A 23,592-nucleotide genomic window follows, 5' to 3' on the forward strand; every position below is an offset into this window, starting at 1 on the left:
GCGGTCGCGCCGCCGTCCTAGGCTCGGCGCATGGCCCGCTACTTCGACGTCCACCCGGTCAACCCGCAGGCGCGGACGATCGGCAAGGTCGTCGACCTGCTGCACGACGGCGGCCTCATCGCCTACCCGACCGACTCGTGCTTCGCCCTGGGCTGCCAGCTGGGCAACAAGGACGGGCTGGACCGGATCCGCACCATCCGCAGCCTCGACGACTCCCACCACTTCACCCTGGTCTGCGCCGACTTCGCCCAGCTGGGCCAGTTCGTCCACCTCGACAACGCCGTCTTCCGGGCCGTCAAGGCCGCGACGCCGGGCCAGTACACGTTCATCCTGCCGGCGACCAAGGAGGTCCCGCGGCGGATGCTGCACCCGAAGAAGCGCACCGTCGGCGTGCGCATCCCCGAGCACACGACCGCGCTGGCCCTCGTGCACGCGCTCGGCGAGCCGCTGGTCTCCAGCACGCTGCTGCTGCCCGGCCAGGAGGCGCCGATGACGCAGGGCTGGGAGATCAAGGACACCCTCGACCACGTCGTCGACGCGGTGGTCGACTCCGGCGACTGCGGCGAGACCCCGACGACGGTCGTCGACTTCTCCGACGGCACCGCCGTCATCACCCGGGTGGGGGCCGGCGACCCGGAGCGGTTCGAGGCGCTGGCGGCCTGACCCTTCGACAGGCTCAGGGCGCGGAGATGCGGGCTCAGGGCCCGAGGTGCGGCTGGGGGCTGTCCACCGCTGCCTGAGCTCGTCGAAGGCCCTTCGACAGGCTCTGGGCGCGGAGGAGCAGGCTCAGGGCGCGGAGGAGCAGGCCGAGGAGCAGACTCAGAGCGCGGGGACGGCGGAGGGGCGCGAGGGCCTTGCCGCCGACCGAGCCGGGCTCCTAGGCTGACGGCGGCGTGCAGGACGCCCCCGGTCCGCGGGCAGGGCAGAGCCCACCTGCGGTGAGGTGCGTGCCCGTCGTCCACCTCCTTCCGGCCCCGGCGTCGCGGACCGCGGGGACCGCGGAAGGAGGTCGCCGTGCCGACCCCGACCCTGCCCGACCGCCCCGACCTCGACCAGCTGCGCCGGCGGGCCCGCGAGCTCCAGCGGGCGGCCACCGCTCGTCAGCCCGAGGCCCTCGAGCTGCTGACCCACCAGCTCGGCGCCGCGCCGGAGAGCCCCGTCCCCCTGCACCTGGCCCAGCTGGCGCTGGCCCGGTCGATGGGCTTCACGGGCTGGCCCCGCCTGGTCGCCCAGGTGCGGACCGTCCAGGCGACCACCCGTGACCCCTCCGGCACGCCCGCGACCGCCGGCGACCCGCTCGCCGACCTCGTCCGCTCCGCCGTGCTGCGGTTCGGCGCTGACGACGGGCCGACCTCCTGGGCCCACGCCGCCGCGGTGCTCGCGGCCCACCCCGACCTGCCCGCGGCCGACGTGCACGCGGCGGCGGTGGCCGCCGACGTCGACGCCCTGCGGGCCCACCTGGTCCGGGACCGCCGGTTGGCCGTCGTCGAGGGCGGGCCGTTCCGCTGGCCGCCGCTGCTGGACCTGGCCTTCAGCCGGCTCGGGCTGGTCGGGGCCGGCGGCGACCCCGTCGGCTCGCTGGACCTGCTGCTGGCGGCGGGGGCCGACCCGGCGGCCGGCTACTGCTGGCAGGGGCTGACGCCGCCGTTCACCGCGCTCACGGGGGTGCTCGGGGGCGGCGAGGGCGGGCAGCCGGCGCACCCGGACGCGCCGGTCCTGGCCGCACGCCTGCTGCGGGCCGGCGCCGACGCCAACGACGGCCAGGCCCTCTACAACCGGATGTTCGGTGCCGCCGACGACCACCTGGAGCTGCTGCTGGAGCACGGGCTGGGCCGCGGGGACGGCGGGCGGTGGCGCCGTCGGCTCCCCGACCTGGTCGACGCCCCCGCCGACCTGCTCGCCACCCAGCTGGGGTGGGCGGTCGTGCACGGCCGCGAGCACCGGCTCCGGCTGCTGGCCGCGCACGGGGCCGACCTCGACCGGCCGCTCACCGGTCGGCTACCGGTCGCGCCGGGCCGGACGGCGCTGCAGCTGGCCCGACGGGTCGGCAGACCCGCGGTGGTGGACCTGCTCACGGCCCTGGGCGCGCACGTCGACGACGACCCCGAGGGGGAGCTCGTGCTGGCCCTGCTCACCGGGGACGAGGCCGTGGTCCGGTCCCGGGTGGACGCCGACCCGGCCGCCCTGCCGGCGCTGTGGCGGAGCACCCCGTCGCTGGTGCTGCGGGCCGCCGTCGCCGACCGGGCCGACGGGGTGCGCCTGCTCGTGCGGCTCGGGTTCGACCCCGACGCGCTCGGCCGCCAGGACCTGCCGCGGGAGGAGCCGTGGGAGACGGCTCTGCACCACGCTGCGGGGGAGGGCAAGGAGGACCTGGTCCGGCTGCTGCTGTCCCTGGGCGCCGACCCGGGCGTCCGGGACCGACGCTTCGGGGCCACCCCGCGGGACTGGGCCCACCACCTCGACCGGCCCGGCACGGCGGCCCTGCTGGCCCCGCCCGCCGACCCGGAGCCGGACGGGCGGAGCCGCTGAGGGTCAGGCCTGGTCCAGGGAGGACTCCTTGTGGGCGGCCTTCGTGCCGGACTTCTCCGACTCCACCACCCAGAACGGCTCGTCCTCCGATGCCTTGAACGTCTGGCCGTCGAGGGTGAACTCCTTCGTCTTCTTCTCCACGGCCTTGCCCGTCGTCTTGCCCTGGGAGGTGTTCCAGTGGACCTTGTCGCCCTTGCTGATCGCCATGGGCCCGATCCTAGGAAACCCCACCGGGCGGCTGCCGCCGGGTCGCGGGACCGGAGCCGCTACTGCAGGTAGCTCTCCACCTCGGGCACCGGCCGGGCCTGCGCAGCGGCCGGGTCCTCGCCGAACTCCTCGCGGGCCCGGCGCTGGCGCAGCAGGTCCCAGCACTGGTCCAGCGACTCCTCCAGGGCGCGCATCCGCGCCCGGGTGTCGGCGGCGTCGTCGGGGTCCTCGGCGAGGTGCGCCCGGAGCCCCCGCTCGGTGTCCACGATCTGGTGGATGCGGTCCAGGATCTCGGCGTCGTCCATGGCCCGAGCGTACGGCGACCGCCACCGCGGCCCGCGACCGGCTCAGTCGGTGGCGGCCAGCTGCGGGGCGCGGTCGGGCTGGCGGAAGAGCCAGTCCAGCCGCTCGCCGGCGTGCCCGTCCTCGAGGTGGGCGAACAGCCGCTGGAACTCCGCGTAGCGCTCGGCGAACGCCGCCCGGAGCTCGTCCAGGTCGGCGAGCGCGGCGACGACCGCGTCCGAGGTCGAGAGCACCGGCCCGGGGGCCAGCGGCTCCAGGTCGAAGTAGAAGCCCCGCAGCGTGTCGCGGTAGCTCTCGAGGTCGTAGGCGAAGAACAGCAGCGGCTTGCCGGTGACGGCGAAGTCGAACATCGTCGAGGAGTAGTCGGTGACCATGGCGTCCGCGGCCAGGTAGAGCTCGTGGACGTCGGGGTAGCGGGACACGTCGACCACCCGGTCGTGCGCGGCGGCGGCTCCCCGGCCGGTCATCTTGTAGTGCAGCCGGGGCAGCAGCCAGACGTCCTCGGGCAGGTCGCGGACGAAGGAGGGCACGTCGAGGGCCAGCTCGACGTCGCCCTCGGCGTAGAACTCGTCGTCGCGCCAGGTCGGGGTGTAGAGCACCGCCGTCACGTGGTCGGGGATGCCCAGGGCGGCCCGGACGCGGGCGCGGACGGCGTCGGAGCCGGGTCCGACGAGGACGTCGTTGCGCGGGTAGCCCACCTCGAGGACCTCGCCCCGGAAGCCGAACGCGTCGCGCAGCCGCGGAGTCGAGATGGTGTTGGGGGAGAGCAGGTAGTCCCAGCGGGCGACGTCGAGGTCCAGCCGCGGCAGCACGCCCTCGGGTGCCCAGAGCACGTCGTGGTGGATCCGCTTGAGGGGCGTGCCGTGCCAGGTCTGCAGGTAGACCGCGCCGGGCTTCTTGTCCCAGGCGAGGTCCAGGTGGGTGTTGGCGACGACGAGGTCGGCCGCCTCGAGCGCGGCGCGGGCCTCGGCGCTGCCGAACGGGACCGTCTCGACGTCGGCGGGGAACCCGTCGGCGAAGCGCGGGTCGCAGAGCCAGGTGTGGCGCAGGCCGGGCCGGGCGTCGCGGACCCGCTCGTAGAGGGCCCGGGGGTTGTCGCTGTAGCGTCCTTCGAAGGCGTCGTAGACCACGTTCACCTGAGGGCACCGTCCTTCCGGTCGGGGGTGGGGGTCGGGCGGCTGCGCCGCAGCAGCGCGGCCAGCTCCGCCCAGGTGTCGACGAGGGCGTGCACGCCCGCCCGCTGCAGGTCGACGACGCGCTCGGCGCGCTCGGCGGGCGGGACGAAGCAGAGCATGCCGACGGTGTAGAGCCCGGCCGCGACGGCCGACTGGGCGCCGGGCACCGCGTCCTCGACGGCCAGGGCGGCGCCGGGGGCGAGTCCCAGCTGCTGCAGGGCCAGCCGGTAGACGGCGGGGTCGGGCTTGCTGGTCGGGACCGGCAGCGAGTCCTGGGCGCTGAAGCGGCGGGCGACGGGGAACAGCCCGTCCAGCGCGGCGCTGCGCAGGCTGGCGTCGATCCGGGTCAGGGAGCTGGAGCTGACCAGGGCCAGCCCGAACTCCGCGTCCAGCGCCCGCAGCGGGGCGCTCACGTCCTCGTCGGGCGCCAGCACCGCGGCCAGGTGCCGGGTGACGACCTCGTTCTCCTGCGCCACCCACGCCTCGAGGTCGCGGGCGAAGCCGGTCGAGCCGGTGGCCACGCCGTGCGCCCGGGCCAGCTCGGTCAGCGTCAGACGGAAGCTCTTGCCGTTCGCCGCCAGCCGCAGCTGCTCGGCGGTGTAGCGCTCGGGGGCGCCGATCTGCTCCAGGTAGGCGTTGGTGACCCCGACCGAGGCCTCGAAGGCCGGCTCCTCGGAGGCGAACAGGGTGCCGTCGGCGTCGCAGAGCAGGGTGCGGACGGCGGTCAGGTCGAGATCGGGCAGCGGCATCGTCAGGCCTCCTGGGGTGAGGTGCGGACGGACCGCGTCAGGGCAAGGCGGGTGATACTACGCCGTCGGCAGCCCTGCCGGCGCGGGGGCGAGCCCCGCGGACGGCGGCCTCAGGCCTCCTCGGCGGCCTCCCGGGCGGCTTCGACCAGCTGCGCCACCTTCTCGACGTAGGCGTTCGGGTCGGCCTTGCGCTCGAGCCCGGCGGCGTTCATGTAGCGGGTCTTGCCGAACACGTCGCGCTCGGTCCAGCCCCGGTCGTGCTGGCCGAAGACCCAGGCGACGTTGGCGTAGGAGTTCGCGTCCCGGCCGTCGACGAAGTAGGTGTTGTTGAGCCGCAGCGTCGTCGCGTAGGCCTCCTCGGGGGTGGCCGACCACTCGAGGATCTTCTTGCCCCAGTACATCCGCATGTAGTTGTGCATGTAGCCCGCGTGCCGCATCTCGTCCATCGCGGCGTTCCAGTACGGGTCCTCGGTCGCGCCGTCCTCGAGCTGCTGGGCGGTGTACTGCGGCTCGCGGCGGTCGGACGCGTGGTCGGCCAGCGTCTGCCGCGCCCAGGCCGGCAGCTGCTCGTAGCGGTCGTACTCGGGCTCGTAGAAGACGAAGTTCATCGGCAGCTCCCGGCGGATGATCAGCTCCTCCAGAAACGTGTCGACGTTCTCGTCGGCCCGGCCCGCGTGCTCGCGCACCTGCAGGGCGATGAACACCGGCGAGAGCTGGCCGAAGTGCAGGTACTTGCTCATGTGCGAGACGTGGTCGGTCTGCGGCTGGTTGCGGTGGTCGGCGTACTCGGCGAAGCGGTGCTCCAGGAACTCGGCCAGCACCTCCTCACCGGCGCTGGTCCCGCCCCGGAACAGCAGCACCGGGGGGACCTCGCGGTCCAGGGTCAGGGCGTCCAGCAGGGCGTCGGGGTCGTCGAGGTCCTCGCCCGCGACGTCGGGGACGTCGGTGTTCTCCAGCCGGGCCTGCGGCAGGTCGACGAGGAAGCGCTCGAGGTGCCGGGTGATCTTGGGCCGGATCGTCCGGGCCGCCGACTCCTTCTTGTCCGAGGCCAGCTCGACGGGGACGACGACGTCGCTCTCGACCTGGACGACGGCGCAGCCGGCCCCGGCGGCGAGGCGCTCGCGCCAGGCGCGCTGCGGGCGGAGGTAGCCGCGGTCGCAGACGACCAGGGCCGCGTCGGCGGCGAGCCGGAGCGCCACCTCGTCGGGAGCCCCCCGCTGCACGACGAAGGGGATCTCGCGCCGGCGCAGCGCCGCCGCCACGTCGGCCAGGCCGTGCACCAGGAAGTGGTAGTGCCGCAGGTTGGCCTCGGGGTAGTCGTCCATCAGCCCGAACGCGACGAGCAGCGGCAGGCCCAGCGCGTTGGCCCGGTGGACGGCGAGCTCCAGCGCGTGGTTCAGCACCGTCCGCTGCGCCTGCTGCATCCAGTAGAGGACGTAGCGCCCGTCCTCGCGGACGTCCGCGTCGTTCAGCTGCTGCACCCGCTCGGCCTGGATGCCGGGGTGCACGTCAACCGGCGGGTCGGGGAGCCGCTTCGAGGTCGCCATGCGCCGAGGATAGGTGGCGCCGTCGAGCGCCCGGCCGCGGCCCGACCCACTGTGCACAACTCTTGTGCACACTTCCTCTGCACCGCTACGGTGAGCGGGTGACCGACCACGACGTCCCCACCAGCCTGCGGCTCGACGCCGCCGCCGTCCGCGTCCTCGCGCACCCCCTGCGCTCCCGCCTGCTCTCCCGGCTGCGGGTGGACGGGCCGGCCACGGCGACCGACCTGGCGGCCGTGCTCAGCACCAACACCGGCGCCACCAGCTACCACCTCCGCAAGCTGGAGTCCGTGGGCCTGGTCGCCGACACCGGAGAGGGGGAGGGCCGCCGCCGGCTGTGGCGGGCCTCGACCACCGCGCACCGCTTCCACCCCTCCGACCACCGCGGAGACGACGACGCGTCGGCGGCGGTGGCGTGGCTGCAGCGCTACTACGTCGGGCAGATGGCCGGGCGGGCCGAGGGCTGGTTCGACGCGTCGGACGGCTGGCCGGGCGCTTGGGTCGACGCGGCGGGCTACGGCGACACCGCCGTCACCGTCACCGCCGAGCAGCTGGCCGCGGTCCAGGAGGAGCTGTGGGCGGTCCTCGAGCGCTGGCGGACGGCGGGGGAGGGCGACCCGGCGGCCCGGCAGGTGCTGGTCTCGGTCGTCGCGCACCCCCGCGACGTCACCGACCCGCCGGCCGGCCAGCCGTGACCGCGCTGACGGCGGCGTCGGCCCGGCGCCGGCTGCTGCTGCTGACCGCGACCCGCTGGCTGCCCGTCGGGCTGGTCTTCGGCCTCACCACGCTGCTGCCGCTGGAGCGGGGGCTCGGCCTGGCGGAGGTGTCGGCCGTGCTCGCGGCCCAGGGGTTCGTGGTGCTGGCGCTGGAGCTGCCGACCGGCGGGCTGGCCGACGCCGTCGGCCGGCGCCCGCTGCTGGTGGTCGCCGCGCTCGTCGGCGTGCTCAGCGGCACCCTCTTCCTGCTGGCCACCGACCTCGCGGCCTTCGTCGTCGCCATGGCCCTGCAAGGGGTCTTCCGGGCCCTGGACTCGGGACCGCTGGAGGCCTGGTACGTCGACACCGCGCAGGCCGACGACCCGGCCGTCGCCGTCGAGCGGACGCTGGGTCACGCCGGCGGCGTGCTGGGGGTCGCCGTCGCGGGCGGCGCCCTGGTGTCGGGCGGCCTGGTGGCCTGGCACCCGCTGCCGGGCACCAGCGCCCTCGTGCTGCCCTACCTCGTCTCGACCGTGCTGCTCGGCGTGCACGCCCTGCTGGTGCTGCTGCTGGTCCGGGAGCCGGCGCCGACCGCCCGGGCCACCGGCCGCTGGTCGGCCCTCGCGGCCGTCCGGTCCACCCCGCGCACCGTCCGGGAGGGGCTGGTCGTCGTCGGCCGGAACCCGGTGCTCCGCGGGCTCGTGCTGGTCGAGGTGTTCTGGAGCGTCGCCATGATCGCCTTCGAGACCCTCAACCCCGTCCGGCTGGCCGAGCTGGTCGGCGGGGAGGAGCGGGCCGGGGCGCTCTACGGCCCGGCGTCGGCCGCGGCCTGGGCGCTGTACGCCGCCGGCTCGGCGCTCGCGGCGACCGCGGCCACCCGGATCGGGGTGGCCCGGACGGCGGTGCTGGCCCGGCTGCTCAACGGCGGCTTCGTCGTGCTCCTGGGGCTGGCCGCCGGGCCGGTCGGCCTGGTCAGCGCCTACTGGCTCGCCTACCTCACCCACGGGGCGGCCAACCCGGTGCACAGCACCCTGCTGCACCGCCAGGCCGAGCGGTCGCACCGCGTCACCGTGCTCTCGGTCAACTCGATGGTCGCGAGCGGCGTCTACAGCCTGGCCCTGCTGGCCCTCGGGCCGCTGGCCGAAACCACCTCGACGGCGACGGCGATCGTCGTCGCCGGGGCCTTCAGCCTCCTCGGCGCGCTGGCCTACCGGCCCGCGCTGCGCGAGGAGCGCGGTCAGCGGCCGGGGTCGCCGGCGCCGTCGGTGAGCCCCGCCAGCAGCTCGGCCCCCACCCGGTAGGCCTGCTCGACGGCCGTGGCGGGCGGCGGGAGCACGGCGAAGAGCCGGCTCGCGTCGACGGCGTCCACCGCGACGGCGGGGCCCGCGGCCAGCACGACGCCGGCGGCGAGCCAGCAGACCAGCGCCGTCCCCACGGCGGAGGCCAGCGCGCCCAGGACACCCCGGCGGGCGCGCAGCGCGCCGAGCAGCGACACCAGCACGGCGCCGGCCACGAGGAGGTCCACCAGGCCCAGGTCCTGCAGCGTCGCGGTCATCACCCGAGGGTGCCACGGCTCCCTGTGACGGCAGCCCCGTCGCGCTCAGGAGCGGGCGTTGCGGGCCCAGACCAGGCAGAAGACCCCGAAGGCGGCGAAGCCGACGGCCAGCACCGTCAGCAGCACCGAGCCCTGCGGCTGCGAGGCGACGGTGTGCAGCGCGGCGTCCAGCCCGCCCGCCCGGTCGGCGTCCCCGCTCAGGGCGGCCCAGCCGAAGAGGCCGGCGACCACGCCCAGCGCGAGCCCCTTGGTCACGTAGCCCGCGGTGCCCAGCACCCGGACCGCGCGGGTGCGGTCGCCCTCGAGGTCCTCGGTGAACTTCTGCCGCACGCCCCGGACCACCTGGCTGATGCCGACGGCCAGGATGGCGGCGGCCACGAGCACGACGAGCACCCGCCCGAACGGCGCCTGCAGCAGGCGGCCGGTGAGGGTGTCCTCCTGCCCGCCGGAGGACCCGCCGCCCAGCACCAGGCGGGCCGCGCTGACGCCGATGAGCAGGTACACCACGGCGCGGCCGGCCGAGGAGAGCCGCTTGCGCAGGCGGCGGCGCTCGTCGTGCTCCTGGGCGACCCGGCCGTACCCGAAGGCGGCCTCGGCCGACTGCCAGAGGACGAGGGCGAGCATGCCGACGGCGACGACGCCGAGCAGCACCGGCCCGGCGCCGGTCCCCGCGAGCGTGCGCAGGGCGCCCTGCTGGGACGCGTCGCCACCCCCGCCGCGGGCCACCCGCAGGGCGATCCAGGCGATCAGCAGGTGGACGACGCCGTAGCAGGCCAGGCCCACCGCGACCAGGGCGTGGTAGCCCCGGGTGCCGCGCAGCTGCTGGCTCGCCTCGCGCGCACCGTCTGCGGCCTGGTCGGCCACCCCCGAGTTGGTCATGGGCTCATCATGGGGGTGCGCGGCGCGCCCGGTGGCCCGTCGTCCCGATCCGTGACGCCGCCCCGCCGCGACCGGTCCCGTGCTCGGCGGGACCGGCCCGGTGCCCGCCGATACTGTTCCGGTGCCCGTCGTCACGTCGCAGGTGAGCGTCCCCCTGGACCCGGAGCTGGCGTTCTGGGTCTCCCAGACCACCGCCCCCGTCCGCTACCGCTGGGACCCCTTCGTCCGCTCCCAGCACTTCCTGGACGGGGCGGAGCGGCCCGCCCGAGGTGTCCGGACCGCGACGACGTCCCGGCACGGGCTCGCGATGGTCAGCCGCTACGTCTCGTTCGACCCGCCGGGCGCCGTCGGCATGGCCATGGTCCGGGGGCCGTGGTTCTTCGCCCGCTTCGGCGGCGGCTGGCGCTTCGCGGCCGGGGAGGAGCCCGGCACCACGCGGGTCACCTGGCGCTACAACTTCGCCACCCGGCCCCGCTGGCTGTCGCCGCTGGCCGACCGGATCGGCCGCTGGCTGCTGCAGCGCGACATCGACCGCCGGATCGCCGGCTACGCCCGGGGCTGCGCCGATCCCGTCGTGCTGGCCGCGGCGCGCGAGGCGGCCGCGGCGGGCTAGGTTCTCCGGGTGTCCGGAACCTCCCAGCCCCTGAGGGCGCTCTGGCGGCACCACCGCCGGCACCGCCCCCGCGTCGTGGCCGCCGCCACCTTCACCACCCTCAACACCGCCGCCGACGTGGCGCCCGAGCTGCTGCTCGGCGTCGCGGTCGACGTGGTCGTGCGCGGCTCGGACTCCTTCGCCGCCTCGCTGTTCGGCATCGAGGGCCGGTTCGGCCAGCTGGTGGTCATCGCGCTGCTCAACATCGCGGTCTGGGTGGTGGAGTCGGCGACCGACTACGTCGCGGCGGTGCTGTGGCGGGGGTTGTCCCAGGCCGTCGAGCACGAGCTGCGGGTGGAGACCTACGCCAACGTCCAGGACCTCGACGTCTCCTGGCACGAGGGCTCGGCGCCCGGCCGGGTGCTCTCGATCATCAGCGACGACGTCAACCAGCTCGAGCGCTTCCTCGACGTCGGCGCCCGCGTCATCCTGCACACCTTCTGGACCGTCGTCTTCGTCGGCGCGGTGTTCGCGGCCTCGTCCTGGCAGCTCATGCTGCTGGCTTTCATCCCGGTGCCGGTCATCGTCTGGGGCTCGATCCGGTTCCAGAAGCTGCTGGAGCCGCTGTACGCCAAGGTCCGGGAGGCGGCCGGCGACGTGAGCGCCACCATCTCGACCAACCTCGGCGGCCTGACCACGATCAAGGCCTTCACCGCCGAGCGCCGCGAGGTCGAGCGCGTGCGGGCGGTCTCGCAGGGCTACCAGGACGCCAACCGCGCGGCCATCCGCTCTTCGGCCGCCTTCGTGCCGCTGATCCGGATGGCGATCCTCGCCGGCTTCACCTCCACGCTGCTGCTGGGCGGCTGGTTCGTCATCGAGGGCCGGCTCGAGGTCGGGCTCTACACCGTGCTCGTCTTCATGACCCAGCGGCTGCTGTGGCCGCTCACCGACCTGGGCCAGACCCTCGACCTCTACCAGAGGGCCATGGCCTCGACCCGGCGCATCTTCTCCCTGCTGGAGGAGCGCGGCCACCAGCTGCCCGGCGCGCTGCAGCTCGACGCACCGGTGCGCGGCCGGCTGGAGCTGCAGGGCGTCCGCTTCGGCTACGCCGACGGCCCGGACGTGCTGCGCGGCCTCGACCTCGTGGTGCCGGCGGGGGAGACCCACGCCGTCGTCGGGGCCACCGGGGCCGGCAAGTCCAGCCTGCTGCGGCTGGTGCTGCGGTTCTCCGACCCCCGCGAGGGCCGGGTGCTGCTGGACGGCACCGACGTCCGCGACCTGTCCTGGGACTCGCTGCGCGGAGCGATCGGCTACGTCAGCCAGGACGTCTTCCTCTTCCACGGGACCGTGCGGGACAACCTGGCCTACGGGCGTCCCGACGCCGACGAGGCCGCGATCCGGGAGGCCGCCCGGCTCGCCGAGGCGCACACCTTCATCGAGGCCCTGGCCGACGGCTACGACACCGTCGTCGGCGAGCGGGGGCTGACGCTCTCCGGCGGCCAGCGGCAGCGGATCGCGCTGGCCCGGGCCATCCTGCGGGACCCGGCGCTGCTGGTGCTGGACGAGGCGACGTCCGCCGTCGACAACGAGACGGAGGCGGCCATCCAGCGCTCGCTGGCCACGGTGACGGCGGACCGGACCGCGCTGGTCGTGGCGCACCGGCTCTCGACCGTGCGCGACGCGCACCGGATCTGGGTGCTGGCCGAGGGCCGGGTGGCCGAGTCGGGCACCCACGACGAGCTGGTCGAGGGCGGCGGGCTCTACGCCGCGCTCTGGGCCGTGCAGACCGGTGAGGCCGTGCACCAGCCGCAGACCTGAGGCCTGCTCGCCCTGGTGCGGAACCACGCGTCACGAGCACGGGTCGCTGAGAACCGACACGGCCTGGTCGCCCGGGCCGCGACACGCCGGCCCTCCGCGCCTCGGACGTCCACGACGTGTCGGATCTCGGCGGTCGGGCTGGAGGAGCCGACGAGTTGCGCTCAGCGGGGCCGCTCGGCCCGGACGTCCCGGGTCCGCGGCGCGCTGAGCACCAGGTGCCGGCGGCCGGTCGCGGGGTCGGGCAGCAGGCTGGCGTCGACCCCGAAGGCGGGTCGGACCACCTCGGGCACCAGGACCTCGGTCGCCGGTCCGGTCGCCAGCGCCCGACCGCCGTGCAGGACGACGGCCTGGTCGAACCCGTTGCGGGCCAGGTCGAGGTCGTGCAGCGAGGCCACGACCGTCCGCCCGCTGGCCCGCAGCAGCGCCACGAGCTCCTGCTGGTGGGCGACGTCGAGGTGGTTCGTGGGCTCGTCGAGGACCATCAGGCCGGTCCGCTGGGCCAGCCCGCGGGCCAGCATCACGCGGCGTCGCTCACCGCCGGACAGGTGGTCGCAGCGCCGGTCGGCGAGTGCGGACAGCCCCACCTGGGCCAGCGCCGCGCCGACCGCCTCCCGCTCGCCGGTGCCGCTGCCGGCCCACGGCCGCTGATAGGGGACCAGGCCCAGGGCGACCGCCTGCCACACCAGCAGCTCCTCAGCGGGGGCGTCCTCCTGGCCGACCCAGGCGAGCAGCCGGGCCCGGGCCCGCCCGGGCAGCGCCCGCAGGTCGGTGCCGTCGACGGCCACGGTCCCGGCCAGCGGCCGGGTGAGCCCGGCGAGCGCGCGCAGCAGGGTCGACTTGCCGCTGCCGTTCTCCCCGACGACGGCGACGAGGCTGCCCGGGGCCACGTCCAGCGTCACGCCGGAGAGGATGAGGTGGCCGTCGACGCCGGCGTCGAGGTCGGTGGCGCTGAGGGCGACCCCGGCGCTCACCGGGCGCTCCCGAAGCGGTACTCGGCGCGGCCCATCAGCAGCAGGAAGACGGGCGCGCCGACGACGCCGGTGACCACCCCGATGGGGATCTCCAGCGGTCGGAAGAGCATCCGGGCCAAGACGTCGACCCAGAGCAGGAACAGCGCGCCGCCCAGTGCGGCGACGACGGCCAGCGAGCGGTGCCGCGCGCCCACCAACCGGCGGGCGAGGTGGGGGAGGACGAGGCCGACGAAGCCGATCCCCCCGGAGACCGCGACCAGCACCCCGACCAGGACGGCCAGCCCGCCGAACAGCGACCGGCGCAGCCCGACGACGGGGACGCCGAGCGAGGCGGCGGTGTCCGGACCGGCGGCCAGGGCGTCCATCCAGCCGCTGCAGGCCAGCAGCAGGGCGGTGGCCAGCAGGACGACGACGGCGGGCAGCCAGACCTTGGTCCAGGTGGCGCCGGTGAGGTTGCCGAGCAGCCAGAACAGCACCGACTGCGCGGCCCGGCTGTCCTGGGCGGCGAAGACGAGGAAGGAGGCGACGGCGCTGAAGGCCGAGGAGAGCACGACGCCGGACAGCACCAGCCGCAGCGGAGTCAGCCCGCCCTGGGCGCTGGCCACGAGGTAGACGATGACCGAGGCGCCGAGCGCGCCGATCAGCGCGCCGCCCGAGAGGGCCCACAGGCCCCACCCGCCCAGCAGGCCGGTGGTGATGACGGCGGTCGCGCCGACGCCGGCCCCGGACGAGACACCCAGCAGGTAGGGGTCGGCCAGCGGGTTGCGGACGAGGGTCTGCATGGCCAGGCCGGCCAGGGTGAGGCCGGCGCCGACGACGGCGGCCAGCACCGCCCGCGGGGCCCGGAGCTCCCAGACGATGACGTCGGCCACCGGGTCGGCGCCGCGGCCGCCGGTCAGGTGCTGGCCGACGACGTCGACGACGGCCCGGACCGGCACCGTCTCGGTGCCGAGCGCCAGCGAGCCGACCAGGCTGAGGAGCAGCAGGACGGCGAGCACGACGGCGGTGGGCCCCGGTCGCCGCTGCCGGGCGTCGCGCAGGTGGGTCACCGGGCCGGCCGGACGGGCGTCGGGGCGAGGGGGACGGGCGGGTGCGCGGGCACGGGACGACTCGTTTCGGTCGGGGGACCCAGGTCGCGAGGTCCTGACGGCGGACAGCGAGCCGGCAGGTCTTCGGACTCGGGATCACCCGCCGGTGGCACCTTCCCAGGACCTCACCGGTCCCAGTGGTCTCACGCCACCCGCGTCACCCTCACCGCTGCGCGCCAGCCCCGGAGTCCCACCGGGTTCCCTGTCACCCTCCCGGGTGCACGACCAGCTCGTACCGCCGAACCTAGCAGCCCCCGCCCGCTCGGACCCCGACCCAGGACCGTGGCGGACCGTGCCGCGACATCGCGGCACGACCCACCACGATCACGGCCCGGCCCGGCGGATGCCGGTGCCGAGTGGTGTCCGGGCGCGCTGGTCAGGGGAACACCAGGCCGCCGTCGCGGCCGCGCGCCCCGGCGGCCCAGGCGTCGTGCGGGGAGAGGTCGGCGGGGTAGCGGGCGGCCGCCCTCTCGTCCAGCTCGATGCCGAAGCCGGGGGCGTCGTTCGGGGTCAGCCAGCCGCGCTCGGCGACCAGCGTGCCCGGGAAGACCTCGTGCACGGCGTCGGCGTACTCGTGGCCCTCCTGGACGCCGAAGGCGGGGGAGGAGACGTCGAGGGCGACGTTCGCGGCGGCGCCGACCGGTGAGGTGTCGCCGGGCGCGTGCCAGGCGGTGCGCACGCCGCTGAGCTCGCACAGCGCCGCCAGCTTGCGGGCCGGGGTCAGCCCACCGATCGCCGAGAGGTGGCAGCGCAGCAGGTCGACCCCGCCGCCGGTGACCAGCCGGGCGGCGTCGGTGACGGAGGTGGCCAGCTCGCCGACGGCCAGCGGGACGGGGGAGGCGCGCCGGACCTCGGGCAGCCGGTCCCAGTGCTCGGGCGGCAGCACGTCCTCGAGGAAGTAGGGCCGGTACGCCTCGACCGAGCGGGCCAGCCCGACGGCCTGGCTCGGCGTCAGCCGGGAGTGCACGTCGTGGCACAGCTCCACCTCGGGGCCCAGCCGGTCGCGGGCGGCGGCGAACAGCCGGGGGACCGTCGTCAGGTACTCGGAGGTGCTGACGCCGTGCGGGTAGGGGTCGCCGGCGGAGACGCCCGGGATCTGCGGCGAGCCGTAGGTGCCCAGACCGTGCTGGGAGGTCTGCAGCCGGACGTGCCGCCAGCCGCGGTCGACGATCTCCGCGGCCGCGTCGACGGTCGCCCCGACGGAGGGACCGGCGGCGTGCAGGTAGGTGTCGGCGGCCCAGCGGACCCGCCCGCCCAGCAGCTCGTGCACCGGGGCGCCCGCGCGCTTGCCGGCGATGTCCCACAGCGCCATGTCCAGCCCGGAGATCGCGTTGTTCCCGACCGGCCCGTCGCGCCAGTAGCCGGACAGCCGGGCCAGCCGGACCAGGTCCTCGATGTCGCCGGGGTAGCGGCCGACGACGAGCCGGGCCAGGTGCTGCTCGACGAAGGCCACGACGGCGTGCCAGCGCTGGGTGAAGGTGGCGCAGCCCAGGCCGGAGAGCCCGTCGACGTCCGTGTCAACCACCACGACGACCAGCGGGATGCCCTCGGGCGCGGTGACGACGGTGCGCACCCGGGTGATCCGGACGTCGTCGCGGGCGGGCCAGGGCTGGGCGAGGGTGTCGAACGGCTCCGCGCGCTCCGGGAGCGTCTCGGTGGGGTCGGTGCCGCCGGTTCCAGGGCTCAGGGTCTCAGGGCTCAGGGCGTCAGGGCTCAGGGCGTCGGGGCTCATGCCTCATCCTCACCAGCCCGGCCCGGCCGGCGGTCAGCGGGTGGCGACCGCCTCGGGCACCTCGGCGTCGAGGACCGGGCGGGCGGTGCGCCCGCTCAGCACGCCAGCGGCGATGACCACCACCAGCCCGGCGAGGGGCACGACGAGCAGGCCGACCCGCAGCGAGACGGTGTCGGCGACGGCCCCCACGACAGGCGGGGAGAGCAGGAAGCCGAGCCGGAGCAGCCAGCTGACGACCGTCAGGCCGGTGCCCGGGGCCAGCCCGGGCAGCGTGTCCGCCCCGTGCATGGCCGCGGGGATGAGGGTGGCGATGCCGAGCCCGGCCAGGCCGAAGCCCACGACGGTGCCGGGCAGCGTCGGGACCAGCAGGGCGGAGCCCATCCCCACCAGCGCGACCAGCCCGCCCGTCCGGGCCACCGCGCGCTGGCCGAAGCGGTCGACGAGCGGGTCGCCCAGGAAGCGGCCGAGGCACTGCATCCCCTGCAGGGCGATGAAGCCGGTGCCGGCGACGAAGGCCGAGGCGCCCAGGACGTCGGTCAGGTAGATCGCGGACCAGGAGTTGCCGGAGTCCTCGATGACGCCGCCGCCGGCGCCGACCAGGACGAGCGCGCCGAGCGCGGCGTACAGGCGGAGCCGGCCCCGGCCGGGCCGCCGACCGGCCCGGGACACCGGGTGCTCGGGCGCTGCCTGCACGGGCTCGACCGGGTCGTCGTGCAGCATCCAGCGGAACGCCAGCAGGGCCAGCCCGCCGAAGAGCAGGGCCGACGCGCCGAGGTGCAGGCCGCGGGGGAGCGCCGCCCCGGCCGCGAGGGCACCGAGCGCCCCGCCCACCACGGCGCCGACGCTCCAGATGGCGTGCAGGGAGTTGAGGATCGAGCGGCCGTAGCCCCGCTGCACCCGCAGGCCCTGGGAGTTCTGCGCGACGTCGGCCAGCGCGTCCATGGCGCCGGCCAGCAGCAGGCCGGCCGCGAGGAGGACGCCGACCGGTGCGACGCCCGCTCCCAGCTGGCCCAGGGCGGCGACGAGGGTGGCGCCGACGGCCAGCCGGTCTGAGCCCACCCGGCGGATGAGCGCCCCGGCGGCCAGCCCGGCCAGCATCGCGCCGACGGGGAACCCGGCGACGGCCAGCCCGAACTGGGCGTTGCTCAGGCCGAGGTCGGCCTTGATCTCCGGGTACCGCGGCACCAGGTTGGCGAACAGCGCGCCGTTGGTGAAGAAGAGGGCGCCGGTGGCGGCCCGGGCCCGTCGGAGCCGGCGGTCGGGCGGCGCGGTGGTCACCGTCGACAGCCTAGGGACGCGGGGCTGCTGAATCGAATCAGACGCGCGGCAGCCGCTGGACGGCACCGGGCCCGGTGGGTCAGGGTGGACCATGACGACGAACGGTCCGAGCACCCGGACGGTCCTGCTGGCGCTGGCGGCCCACGCCGGTCTGACGGCGCTGGTCTGGCGCGACATCGCCGCCCGCCGGCCGTCGGAGCTGCGCGGCAGCCCGACGCTGTGGCGGGTGCTGACGGCGCTGAATTCGGGCAACCACCTGCTGTACCTGCTCGTCGGCCGTCGTCGCTGAGCCCGGCTCCGCGGCACGTCGTCGTCGACGCGGCGCGTGCTGGCGCCGCGGCGACGAGGAGAGGCCGGGGAGTGGCTGGCCCGCTCTCCGAACGCCCAATCTGACATAATGTCGCTTATCGGACAGCGCAGGAGGGGTACCGGGGAAGGGGCTGGACCCCGGCGGCACCCTACGGTTGGGCGATGCTGACCGACTTCACGCGCGACGCGCTGTTCACCACCGGCTGGTTCGGGCTGATGGCCGTCGTCTGGTTCGGCTGGGCCCAGGAGGACCCGCCGACGCGGTGGCGCGCCCGGCTCGGCGCCGGGTCGGTGCTCGGCCTGCTGCTGACGGCCGGCGCCACCGTGCTGGTCGTCCAGCGCTGGGCCGACCCCAGCGCCCTCGAGGGCCGGTACCCGTGGTTCGGCGTCCTGGTGGCCACCGAGGTGCTGGCGGCCGGGATCGGCTGCTGGGTGCTGGCCCGCCGGCGCGAGACGCGCTGGATGGCCTGGTGGGTGGCGCTCGTCGTCGCCCTGCACTTCATCCCGCTGGCGTTCCTGCTGGACGACCCGACGCTGGCCGTGGCCGGCGGCGCGCTGGCCGTCGTCCTCGGCCTGCTCGTCCCGCGGCTCCGTCGCCGCCCGGGCCCGACCAGCAGCGTCGTCGGCGCCGTCATGGGCGGCTCGCTGCTGGGCCTCTCGGCCCTGGCCGGCGCCGTCGCCCTGGTCTGAAACCCGTCCTGGACCGCTCCGGCCCGGGTGCCCGGGCTCAGGACGTCGACCGGCGCCCCGTCAGCCGGGCCAGGCCGTAGAGCACCACGCCGACCGCCAGCAGGCCCAGGCCGTAGAGCCAGACCACGCCCTCCTGGCGGGTCAGCAGCAGGACGCAGGACGCGACGCCCAGCACCGGGATGGCGGCCGGCACCCGGAAGTGCGCGTGCTCGACGCGGTCCTTGCGCAGCACGAGGACGGCGACGTTGGTGCTGATGAAGACGAACAGCAGCAGGAGGACGACGGTGCTGGCCAGCACCGACAGGTCGCCGACCAGCGTCAGGGCCATGGCCAGCACGGTCGTCGCCGCGATGGCCACCCACGGCGTCCGCCGCTTCGGCAGCACCCGGGCCAGCACGCCCGGCAGCAGGCCCTGCTCGGCCATCCCGTAGGTCACCCGGCTGGCCATGATCATCGTCAGCAGCGCCCCGTTGGCCACCGCCACCAGGGCGATCAGGCTGAACACCCAGGCCGGGACGCCGACGCCGGTCGCCTGGACGACGGCCAGCAGCGGGCCGCTGGAGGCCGACAGCTCGTCGGACGACAGGGCCGCCGAGCTGGCCAGGCCGACGAGGACGTAGACGAGGCCGGCGGTCAGCAGCGAGCCGAACAGCGCCCGTGGGTACACCCGGCTGGGGTCGCGGACCTCCTCGGCGACGTTGGCCGAGGTCTCGAAGCCGACGAAGGAGTAGTAGGCGATGACGGCGGCGCCCAGGGTCGCGGCGGCCGGGCTGACGCCGTCCGGGAACTGGGTGACCCGGCTGAGGTCGCCGCCGCCGCGGCCGAGCAGGACCGCCACGGTGACGACGACGATGACGAGCCCGCTGACCTCGACGACGGTCATCACGAGGTTGGTCCGCAGCGACTCGTTGATCCCCCGCGCGTTGAGCGCGGCCACGAGGGCCAGGAACACGATCGCCGCGGGCACGGCGGGCACGTCGAGGAAGGTGCCGAGGTAGTCGCCGGCGAAGGCCAGGGCCAGGCCGGCAGCGCTGGTCACCCCGGCCGCCAGCATGCTGAAGCCGACGAGGAAGGCCACCAGCGGGTTCTTGAACGCCCGCTCGGCGAAGATCGCGGCGCCGCCGGCGCGCGGGTACTTGGTGACCAGCTCGGCGTAGGAGCCGGCGGTCAGCAGGGCGAGCAGCAGGGCGACCGCGAGCGGCACCCACAGCGCTCCCCCGACCTCCTGCGACAGCACGCCCATCAGGGCGTAGATGCCGGCGCCGAGGACGTCGCCGAGGATGAACACGAACAGCAGGGGTCCGGTGATGCTCTGCCGGAGCTTGGACTCCCCCGCCGTCGTGCCGGGCTGGAGCTGGGTGGCCATGGTGATCCTGTCGCTGGGGAGGGTCGTCGCGCCCGCCAGGTGCTCGCGGGCCTCACGGAGGCCTACCCGTCGCTGCGAGAGCGAACCACTGCGGACTCCGCAGCAGCCCGCCCCGGGCGCTCAGCGCAGCGCGACGAGCACCCGGTCCAGCCCCTCCAGCAACACGTCGGTGGCGGTGGCCAGGGAGATCCGCAGGTGCCCCTCCCCCGCGGGCCCGAACGCCGTCCCGGGCGCCAGCGCGACGCCGTGGTCGCGGAGCAGGTCGACGGCCAGCGTCCCGCTGTGGACGTCGGCGGCGTACCGGAGCCAGAGGTAGAAGGCGCCCACCGGTGGGGCCGCCAGCACCAGCTCGGGCCGGCCGGCCAGCACCGCGACGCAGCGGTCGCGGCGGTCGCGGTACTCCGCGCGCATCGCCGCCACGTGGTCCTGGGGTCCGGTCAGGGCGGCCGCGCCGGCCCACTGGGTGGGCGTGGCGACGCAGGACAGCTGGGTCTCCTGCACCCGGCGGACCAGCGGCGTCAGCTCCGCCGGCGCCAGCACGTAGCCCAGCCGGAACCCCGTCATGGCGTGGGTCTTCGAGAGCGAGAAGACGCTGACCACGACGGGCACCGGGCGGCCGGCGGCGGCCATCGCGGCGGCGACGGCGGCGGTGCAGGGCTGCGGGGCGTCCAGCCACATCTCGTCGTAGCACTCGTCGGAGACGACGACGACGCCGTGCTCGGCGGCCCAGGCCAGCACCGGCTCCAGCTGGTCGGCGTCGAGGCCGCCGCCGGTCGGGTTGGACGGGGAGTTGAGCACCAGCACCCGGGTGCGCGGGGTGCGGAGCGCCTCCAGCACGGCCGGCTCGAGCTCCACCCGGCCGTCGCGCAGCAGCGGGTAGCGGACCGGTCGCGCGTCCACGAGCAGCGCCAGGCCGACGAGGTTGGGCCAGCCCGGGTCGGGCACCAGCACCTCGTCGCCGGCGTCCAGCAGCGCCCGGTACACCGCGCCGAGGCCCTCCACCCCGCCGGCGCAGACGGTGACGTCGTCGGGCGAGGCGTCCAGCCCGTTGACCCGGCGCAGCTTCTCCACCGCCGCCTCCCGGAACAGCGGCAGCCCGGCCGTCGGCCCGTAGCGGGTGGCCCCGTCCCGCAGCGCGGCCGTCATCGCCTCGACGACGTGCGGCGGCGTCGGGGCCGATGGCTCGCCGATCTGCAGCTGCAGCGCGCCCGGCGTCCGCCAGGCCAGGTCGGCGATGGCCCGGATGCCCGACGGCGCGACCGAGGCCGACGTCGCCGAGCCCGGTCCGCGGCCGCTCACGGCAGGCCGCGCAGGGCGCCGCCGTCGACGGCCGTCGTCGTCCCGGTGATGTAGCCCGCGACGTCGGAGGCCAGGAACCCGACCAGCGCGGCCAGCTCCTCGGGCCGCCCGTAGCGGCCGGCCGGGATCGCGGCCTCGCTCCGGCGGCGGACGTCCTCGACGTCGGTGCCCTGTCGCTCGGCGGCCGACGCGTCGAGCGAGGCGACCCGCGGCGTCGCGATCCGGCCGGGGACGACGCCGTTGACGGTGACCCCCTCGGCGGCCACCGTGCGCGCCAGCGTCTTGAGCCAGGCCACCAGGGCCGAGCGGCCCGTGTTGGAGTAGGCGAGGGTGTCGATCGGCTCGCGCACGCCGGAGGACAGCACGGCCAGCACGCGGCCGAAGCCGCGCTCGCGCATCCCGGGCAGCAGCCGGGTGGTGAGGTCGACGGGCGTGACGGCCAGCAGCTGGAAGGCGGCCCGCAGCCCGTCGGCGGTCACCTCGTCGGCCCGGGCCACCGGCGGCCCGCCGGCGTTGAGGACGAGCACGTCGACCCGGCCGAAGGCGTCCAGCGCGGCCTCCGCCACCACGGCGGCCGCGTCCGGGTCGCCGGCGTCGGCGACGACGGTCCGCACCGTCCGGCCGGGGGCGGCCAACTGCTCGGCGGCGGCGGCCAGCCGCCCGGCGTCCCGCGACCACAGCAGCAGGTCGTGCCCGCTGTCGGCCAGCACCCGGGCCGAGGCGGCGCCGAGCCCGGAGGTGGCCCCGCCGACGACGGCGACGCGGGCGCTCACCGGGTGCTCCCGGCCAGCACGGCGTCGACGTCCAGCGGCTCCGGGCCGGGCACCAGCCCGACGCGGGCGAGCACGTCGTCCAGCTCGGCGGTGGTCACCGGGTCGAGCCCGGCGGCCGGCACCGGCCCCCGGGTGCGCGCCGAGGTGAGCGCCCCGCGCCGGCGCAGCAGCTCCTTGCGGACGGCCAGGCCCGAGCCGGGCTGGCCCTCGAAGGCGATGAGCGGCAGGAAGTGGTCGAAGACCCGTCCGGCCCGTGCGCGGTCGCCCGCCTCGAAGGCCAGCCGCAGCGCGCGCAGCACCTCCGGGTAGGCGAACCCCGTCATGGTGCCGGCCGCGCCGCGGGACAGCTCGGCGTGCGCCGACACCCCGCCCAGCCCGCCGTAGACGGTGAGCCCGGGCACCCGGGCCAGCAGCTTGGAGATCTTGGGCGGGGTCGGGGCGTCCTCCAGCTTCACCGCGGCCGCGCCGCTGCGGCGCAGCGCCTCGACCAGCGTCGTCACCGACAGGGCGACGCCGGTGGCGACCGGCTCGTCCTGCAGCAGCACCGGCAGCGGGGCCGCCTCGCCGACGGCGCCGAAGAAGCCGAGCACGGCGTCGCTGTCGCGGACCAGCGGCGGCGCGGCGACCATCGCGGCGACGGCGCCGTGCGCGGCGGCCTCCCGCGCCCGGCGGGCGACCAGCGGCGGCGAGGCCGCGGAGCAGCCGACGGCGAAGGGCACCGCTCCCCCGGTGCCGGCGGCCGTCGCGGCCAGCACCGTCGCCCGTTCGGCGTCGTCGAGGGAGGTCACCTCCCCCATCACCCCGAGCACCGTCACGCCGTCGACGCCCCAGGAGACCGCGGTGCGGACGGCGGCCTCCAGGGCCGGGCCGTCCACCGCGCCCTCGTCGTCGAAGGGGGTGGGGGCGATCCACCAGGTGCCCGCCTGCAGTGCCGTGCCGGCCATCAGTAGCCCTTCGTCCGGTCGTAGAGGTTGCGCAGCGGCGCGCCGTCGCGGAAGCGTCGCAGGTTGTCGAGGAACAGGTCGACCAGGGTGGTGTTCTCCGTGGCCAGCGTCGACGCCGAGTGCGGGGAGACCAGCACGTTCTCCAGGTCCCACAGCGGGGAGTCCGCCGGCAGCGGCTCGACGGCGAAGACGTCCAGCGCCGCCCCGCCCAGCCGGCCCGCCACCAGGGCGTCGACCAGCGCGGGCTCGTCGATGACCTGGCCGCGCGCGATGTTGACGACGACGGCGCCGGCGGGCAGCAGGTCCACCCGGGCGCGGCTGATGAGGCCGTCGGTCTCGGGGGTCAGCGGGCAGGCCAGCACCAGGACGTCGGCGCCGGGCAGCACGGCGTCGAGCTCGTCGGTGCCCACCACCCGGGTCGCCCCGGGCACGTCGTAGGTCCCGCCGGGGCGGCCGACGCCCCAGACCTCCAGCCCGGCCGCGGCCAGCAGCCGGCAGGTCTCGCGGCCGATCGAACCGAGCCCGACGACCAGGGCCCGGCGGCCCCGCACCGAGGAGGTGGCGTAGCGCTCCCAGTGGTGGGCGGCCTGCCGGCGGCGCAGCAGCGGCACGCCCTTGGCGACGTGCAGGACCCCGGCGAGGGCGAACTCGGCCAGCGGGACCGCGTGGGTGCCGGCGGCGGTGGTGAAGGCGATGCCGGTGCGGTCCAGTCCGGTGCGCTGCACGAACCCGCCGATGCCCGCGCTGGTTGCCTGCACCCAGCGCAGGGACGGCGCGCTGGTGGCCATCGCGGCCGGGTCGCGCCAGTCGAAGTCGAAGCTGACGTCGGCCCGGGCCAGCAGCCCGGTCCAGCGCTCGTCCTGCTCGGCGTTCAGCTGCGGCCGCTCCCCGCCGTGCTCGGCCGGGTAGCGCGGGACGGGCAGCAGCGACGCGTCGTGCAGCACCTCCACGTCCGGCTCGGCGGCGATCCGCGCCACGAGCGCGTCCTCCAGCGGTGAGGCAATCAGCACCCGGGTGGTGTCGGCCACGCGTCCTCCTCCTGCCCGCGTCGGGCAGATTGTCGACTGTCGACCGAAGGCTAGACGTCCGCGCGGTC

At 75.9% G+C, this 23,592-nt stretch carries 24 protein-coding genes and 1 riboswitch; of the genes, 8 read left to right on the forward strand and 16 right to left on the reverse strand.

The genetic code is table 11. The features are described 5' to 3' along the window. Positions 1 to 30 precede the first annotated feature (30 nt). Complete coding sequence (locus JOF54_RS00730) at positions 31 to 663, forward strand: L-threonylcarbamoyladenylate synthase (protein WP_210052065.1); 633 nt, start codon at positions 31 to 33, stop codon at positions 661 to 663. 351 nt (positions 664 to 1,014) lie between these two features. After that, positions 1,015 to 2,529, forward strand: a complete 1,515-nt coding sequence (locus JOF54_RS21695) for an ankyrin repeat domain-containing protein (RefSeq protein WP_210052068.1) — start codon at positions 1,015 to 1,017, stop codon at positions 2,527 to 2,529. Positions 2,530 to 2,532: 3 nt separating this feature from the next. Here the strand turns inward: JOF54_RS21695 and JOF54_RS00740 are convergent, their stop codons facing one another. The 5 genes from JOF54_RS00740 to JOF54_RS00760 form a co-directional block, all read right to left on the reverse strand. Further along, positions 2,533 to 2,736 carry a hypervirulence associated TUDOR domain-containing protein gene (locus JOF54_RS00740; protein WP_210052070.1) on the reverse strand — a complete coding sequence of 68 codons (204 nt, stop codon included), beginning with the start codon at positions 2,734 to 2,736 and terminating at the stop codon, positions 2,533 to 2,535. A 59-nt stretch (positions 2,737 to 2,795) separates the two neighbouring features. Further along, complete coding sequence (locus JOF54_RS00745; RefSeq protein ID WP_210052072.1) at positions 2,796 to 3,041, reverse strand: DUF2630 family protein; 246 nt, start codon at positions 3,039 to 3,041, stop codon at positions 2,796 to 2,798. A gap of 42 nt (positions 3,042 to 3,083) precedes the next feature. Continuing rightward, on the reverse strand, positions 3,084 to 4,175 hold the full coding sequence (locus JOF54_RS00750; protein ID WP_210052074.1) for a CDP-glycerol glycerophosphotransferase family protein: 1,092 nt from the start codon (positions 4,173 to 4,175) through the stop codon (positions 3,084 to 3,086). Further along, the gene (locus JOF54_RS00755; protein ID WP_210052076.1) at positions 4,172 to 4,963 is read right to left on the reverse strand and encodes an HAD family hydrolase; all 792 of its coding nucleotides are present in this window, start codon (positions 4,961 to 4,963) and stop codon (positions 4,172 to 4,174) included. The genes JOF54_RS00750 and JOF54_RS00755 overlap by 4 nt, the downstream gene beginning before the upstream one ends. A 110-nt stretch (positions 4,964 to 5,073) precedes the next feature. Then, a complete protein-coding gene (locus tag JOF54_RS00760) occupies positions 5,074 to 6,510 on the reverse strand; it encodes a deoxyribodipyrimidine photo-lyase (RefSeq protein ID WP_210052080.1) in 1,437 nt (478 codons plus the stop codon). A gap of 98 nt (positions 6,511 to 6,608) precedes the next feature. On the opposite strand from JOF54_RS00760, the gene JOF54_RS00765 reads away from it, so the two are divergent. Together JOF54_RS00765 and JOF54_RS00770 are read left to right on the forward strand one after the other, a co-directional pair. Continuing rightward, a complete protein-coding gene (locus JOF54_RS00765; RefSeq protein WP_210052082.1) occupies positions 6,609 to 7,202 on the forward strand; it encodes an ArsR/SmtB family transcription factor in 594 nt (197 codons plus the stop codon). Further along, complete coding sequence (locus JOF54_RS00770; protein WP_210052084.1) at positions 7,199 to 8,503, forward strand: MFS transporter; 1,305 nt, start codon at positions 7,199 to 7,201, stop codon at positions 8,501 to 8,503. Before JOF54_RS00765 ends, JOF54_RS00770 begins: the two co-directional genes overlap by 4 nt. On the opposite strand, the gene JOF54_RS00775 is transcribed toward JOF54_RS00770, so the two are convergent. Together JOF54_RS00775 and JOF54_RS00780 are read right to left on the reverse strand one after the other, a co-directional pair. Then, the gene (locus JOF54_RS00775; RefSeq protein ID WP_210052087.1) at positions 8,440 to 8,757 is read right to left on the reverse strand and encodes a hypothetical protein; all 318 of its coding nucleotides are present in this window, start codon (positions 8,755 to 8,757) and stop codon (positions 8,440 to 8,442) included. The genes JOF54_RS00770 and JOF54_RS00775 overlap by 64 nt on opposite strands. Positions 8,758 to 8,802: 45 nt before the next feature. Further along, entirely contained in the window at positions 8,803 to 9,636 is an 834-nt protein-coding gene (locus JOF54_RS00780) for a DUF1206 domain-containing protein (protein WP_210052089.1), read from the reverse strand. Positions 9,637 to 9,757: 121 nt separating this feature from the next. On the opposite strand from JOF54_RS00780, the gene JOF54_RS00785 reads away from it, so the two are divergent. Together JOF54_RS00785 and JOF54_RS00790 are read left to right on the forward strand one after the other, a co-directional pair. Next, positions 9,758 to 10,249: an SRPBCC family protein gene (locus JOF54_RS00785; RefSeq protein ID WP_210052091.1), complete on the forward strand. Its 492-nt coding sequence runs from the start codon at positions 9,758 to 9,760 to the stop codon at positions 10,247 to 10,249. Positions 10,250 to 10,258: 9 nt separating this feature from the next. After that, positions 10,259 to 12,046, forward strand: coding sequence for an ABC transporter ATP-binding protein (locus JOF54_RS00790; protein ID WP_210052093.1), 1,788 nt, complete (start codon positions 10,259 to 10,261; stop codon positions 12,044 to 12,046). Between the two features lie 161 nt (positions 12,047 to 12,207). Here JOF54_RS00790 and JOF54_RS00795 read toward each other — a convergent pair whose 3' ends face one another. The 4 genes from JOF54_RS00795 to JOF54_RS00810 all read right to left on the reverse strand — a co-directional run bounded on the left by JOF54_RS00795 (position 12,208) and on the right by JOF54_RS00810 (position 17,115). Further along, entirely contained in the window at positions 12,208 to 13,017 is an 810-nt protein-coding gene (locus JOF54_RS00795; protein WP_210052095.1) for an ABC transporter ATP-binding protein, read from the reverse strand. Further along, entirely contained in the window at positions 13,014 to 14,066 is a 1,053-nt protein-coding gene (locus tag JOF54_RS00800) for a FecCD family ABC transporter permease (RefSeq protein ID WP_372443453.1), read from the reverse strand. Before JOF54_RS00800 ends, JOF54_RS00795 begins: the two co-directional genes overlap by 4 nt. 97 nt (positions 14,067 to 14,163) lie before the next feature. After that, positions 14,164 to 14,350: riboswitch (cobalamin riboswitch) on the reverse strand. A 131-nt stretch (positions 14,351 to 14,481) separates the two neighbouring features. Then, entirely contained in the window at positions 14,482 to 15,837 is a 1,356-nt protein-coding gene (locus JOF54_RS00805; protein ID WP_210052097.1) for an enolase C-terminal domain-like protein, read from the reverse strand. A gap of 33 nt (positions 15,838 to 15,870) precedes the next feature. Continuing rightward, positions 15,871 to 17,115, reverse strand: a complete 1,245-nt coding sequence (locus tag JOF54_RS00810) for an MFS transporter (RefSeq protein ID WP_210052099.1) — start codon at positions 17,113 to 17,115, stop codon at positions 15,871 to 15,873. 91 nt (positions 17,116 to 17,206) lie between these two features. Here JOF54_RS00810 and JOF54_RS00815 point away from each other — a divergent pair, with 91 nt between their 5' ends. Together JOF54_RS00815 and JOF54_RS00820 are read left to right on the forward strand one after the other, a co-directional pair. Continuing rightward, complete coding sequence (locus JOF54_RS00815; RefSeq protein ID WP_210052101.1) at positions 17,207 to 17,404, forward strand: hypothetical protein; 198 nt, start codon at positions 17,207 to 17,209, stop codon at positions 17,402 to 17,404. A gap of 182 nt (positions 17,405 to 17,586) precedes the next feature. Next, positions 17,587 to 18,114, forward strand: a complete 528-nt coding sequence (locus JOF54_RS00820; protein WP_210052103.1) for a hypothetical protein — start codon at positions 17,587 to 17,589, stop codon at positions 18,112 to 18,114. Positions 18,115 to 18,151: 37 nt separating this feature from the next. Here JOF54_RS00820 and JOF54_RS00825 read toward each other — a convergent pair whose 3' ends face one another. From JOF54_RS00825 to JOF54_RS00845, 5 genes are all read right to left on the reverse strand, one after another. Continuing rightward, the gene (locus JOF54_RS00825; protein ID WP_210052105.1) at positions 18,152 to 19,480 is read right to left on the reverse strand and encodes an APC family permease; all 1,329 of its coding nucleotides are present in this window, start codon (positions 19,478 to 19,480) and stop codon (positions 18,152 to 18,154) included. Between the two features lie 120 nt (positions 19,481 to 19,600). Beyond that, entirely contained in the window at positions 19,601 to 20,779 is a 1,179-nt protein-coding gene (locus JOF54_RS00830; RefSeq protein ID WP_210052107.1) for a pyridoxal phosphate-dependent aminotransferase, read from the reverse strand. Beyond that, on the reverse strand, positions 20,776 to 21,552 hold the full coding sequence (locus tag JOF54_RS00835) for an SDR family oxidoreductase (RefSeq protein ID WP_210052109.1): 777 nt from the start codon (positions 21,550 to 21,552) through the stop codon (positions 20,776 to 20,778). Before JOF54_RS00835 ends, JOF54_RS00830 begins: the two co-directional genes overlap by 4 nt. Further along, on the reverse strand, positions 21,549 to 22,496 hold the full coding sequence (locus tag JOF54_RS00840) for a dihydrodipicolinate synthase family protein (RefSeq protein ID WP_210052111.1): 948 nt from the start codon (positions 22,494 to 22,496) through the stop codon (positions 21,549 to 21,551). Before JOF54_RS00840 ends, JOF54_RS00835 begins: the two co-directional genes overlap by 4 nt. After that, positions 22,496 to 23,524: a D-2-hydroxyacid dehydrogenase gene (locus tag JOF54_RS00845; protein ID WP_210052112.1), complete on the reverse strand. Its 1,029-nt coding sequence runs from the start codon at positions 23,522 to 23,524 to the stop codon at positions 22,496 to 22,498. Before JOF54_RS00845 ends, JOF54_RS00840 begins: the two co-directional genes overlap by 1 nt. Positions 23,525 to 23,592: the final 68 nt, after the last annotated feature.

It is taken from the genome of Microlunatus capsulatus, assembly GCF_017876495.1.
GTDB lineage: Bacteria > Actinomycetota > Actinomycetes > Propionibacteriales > Propionibacteriaceae > Microlunatus > Microlunatus capsulatus.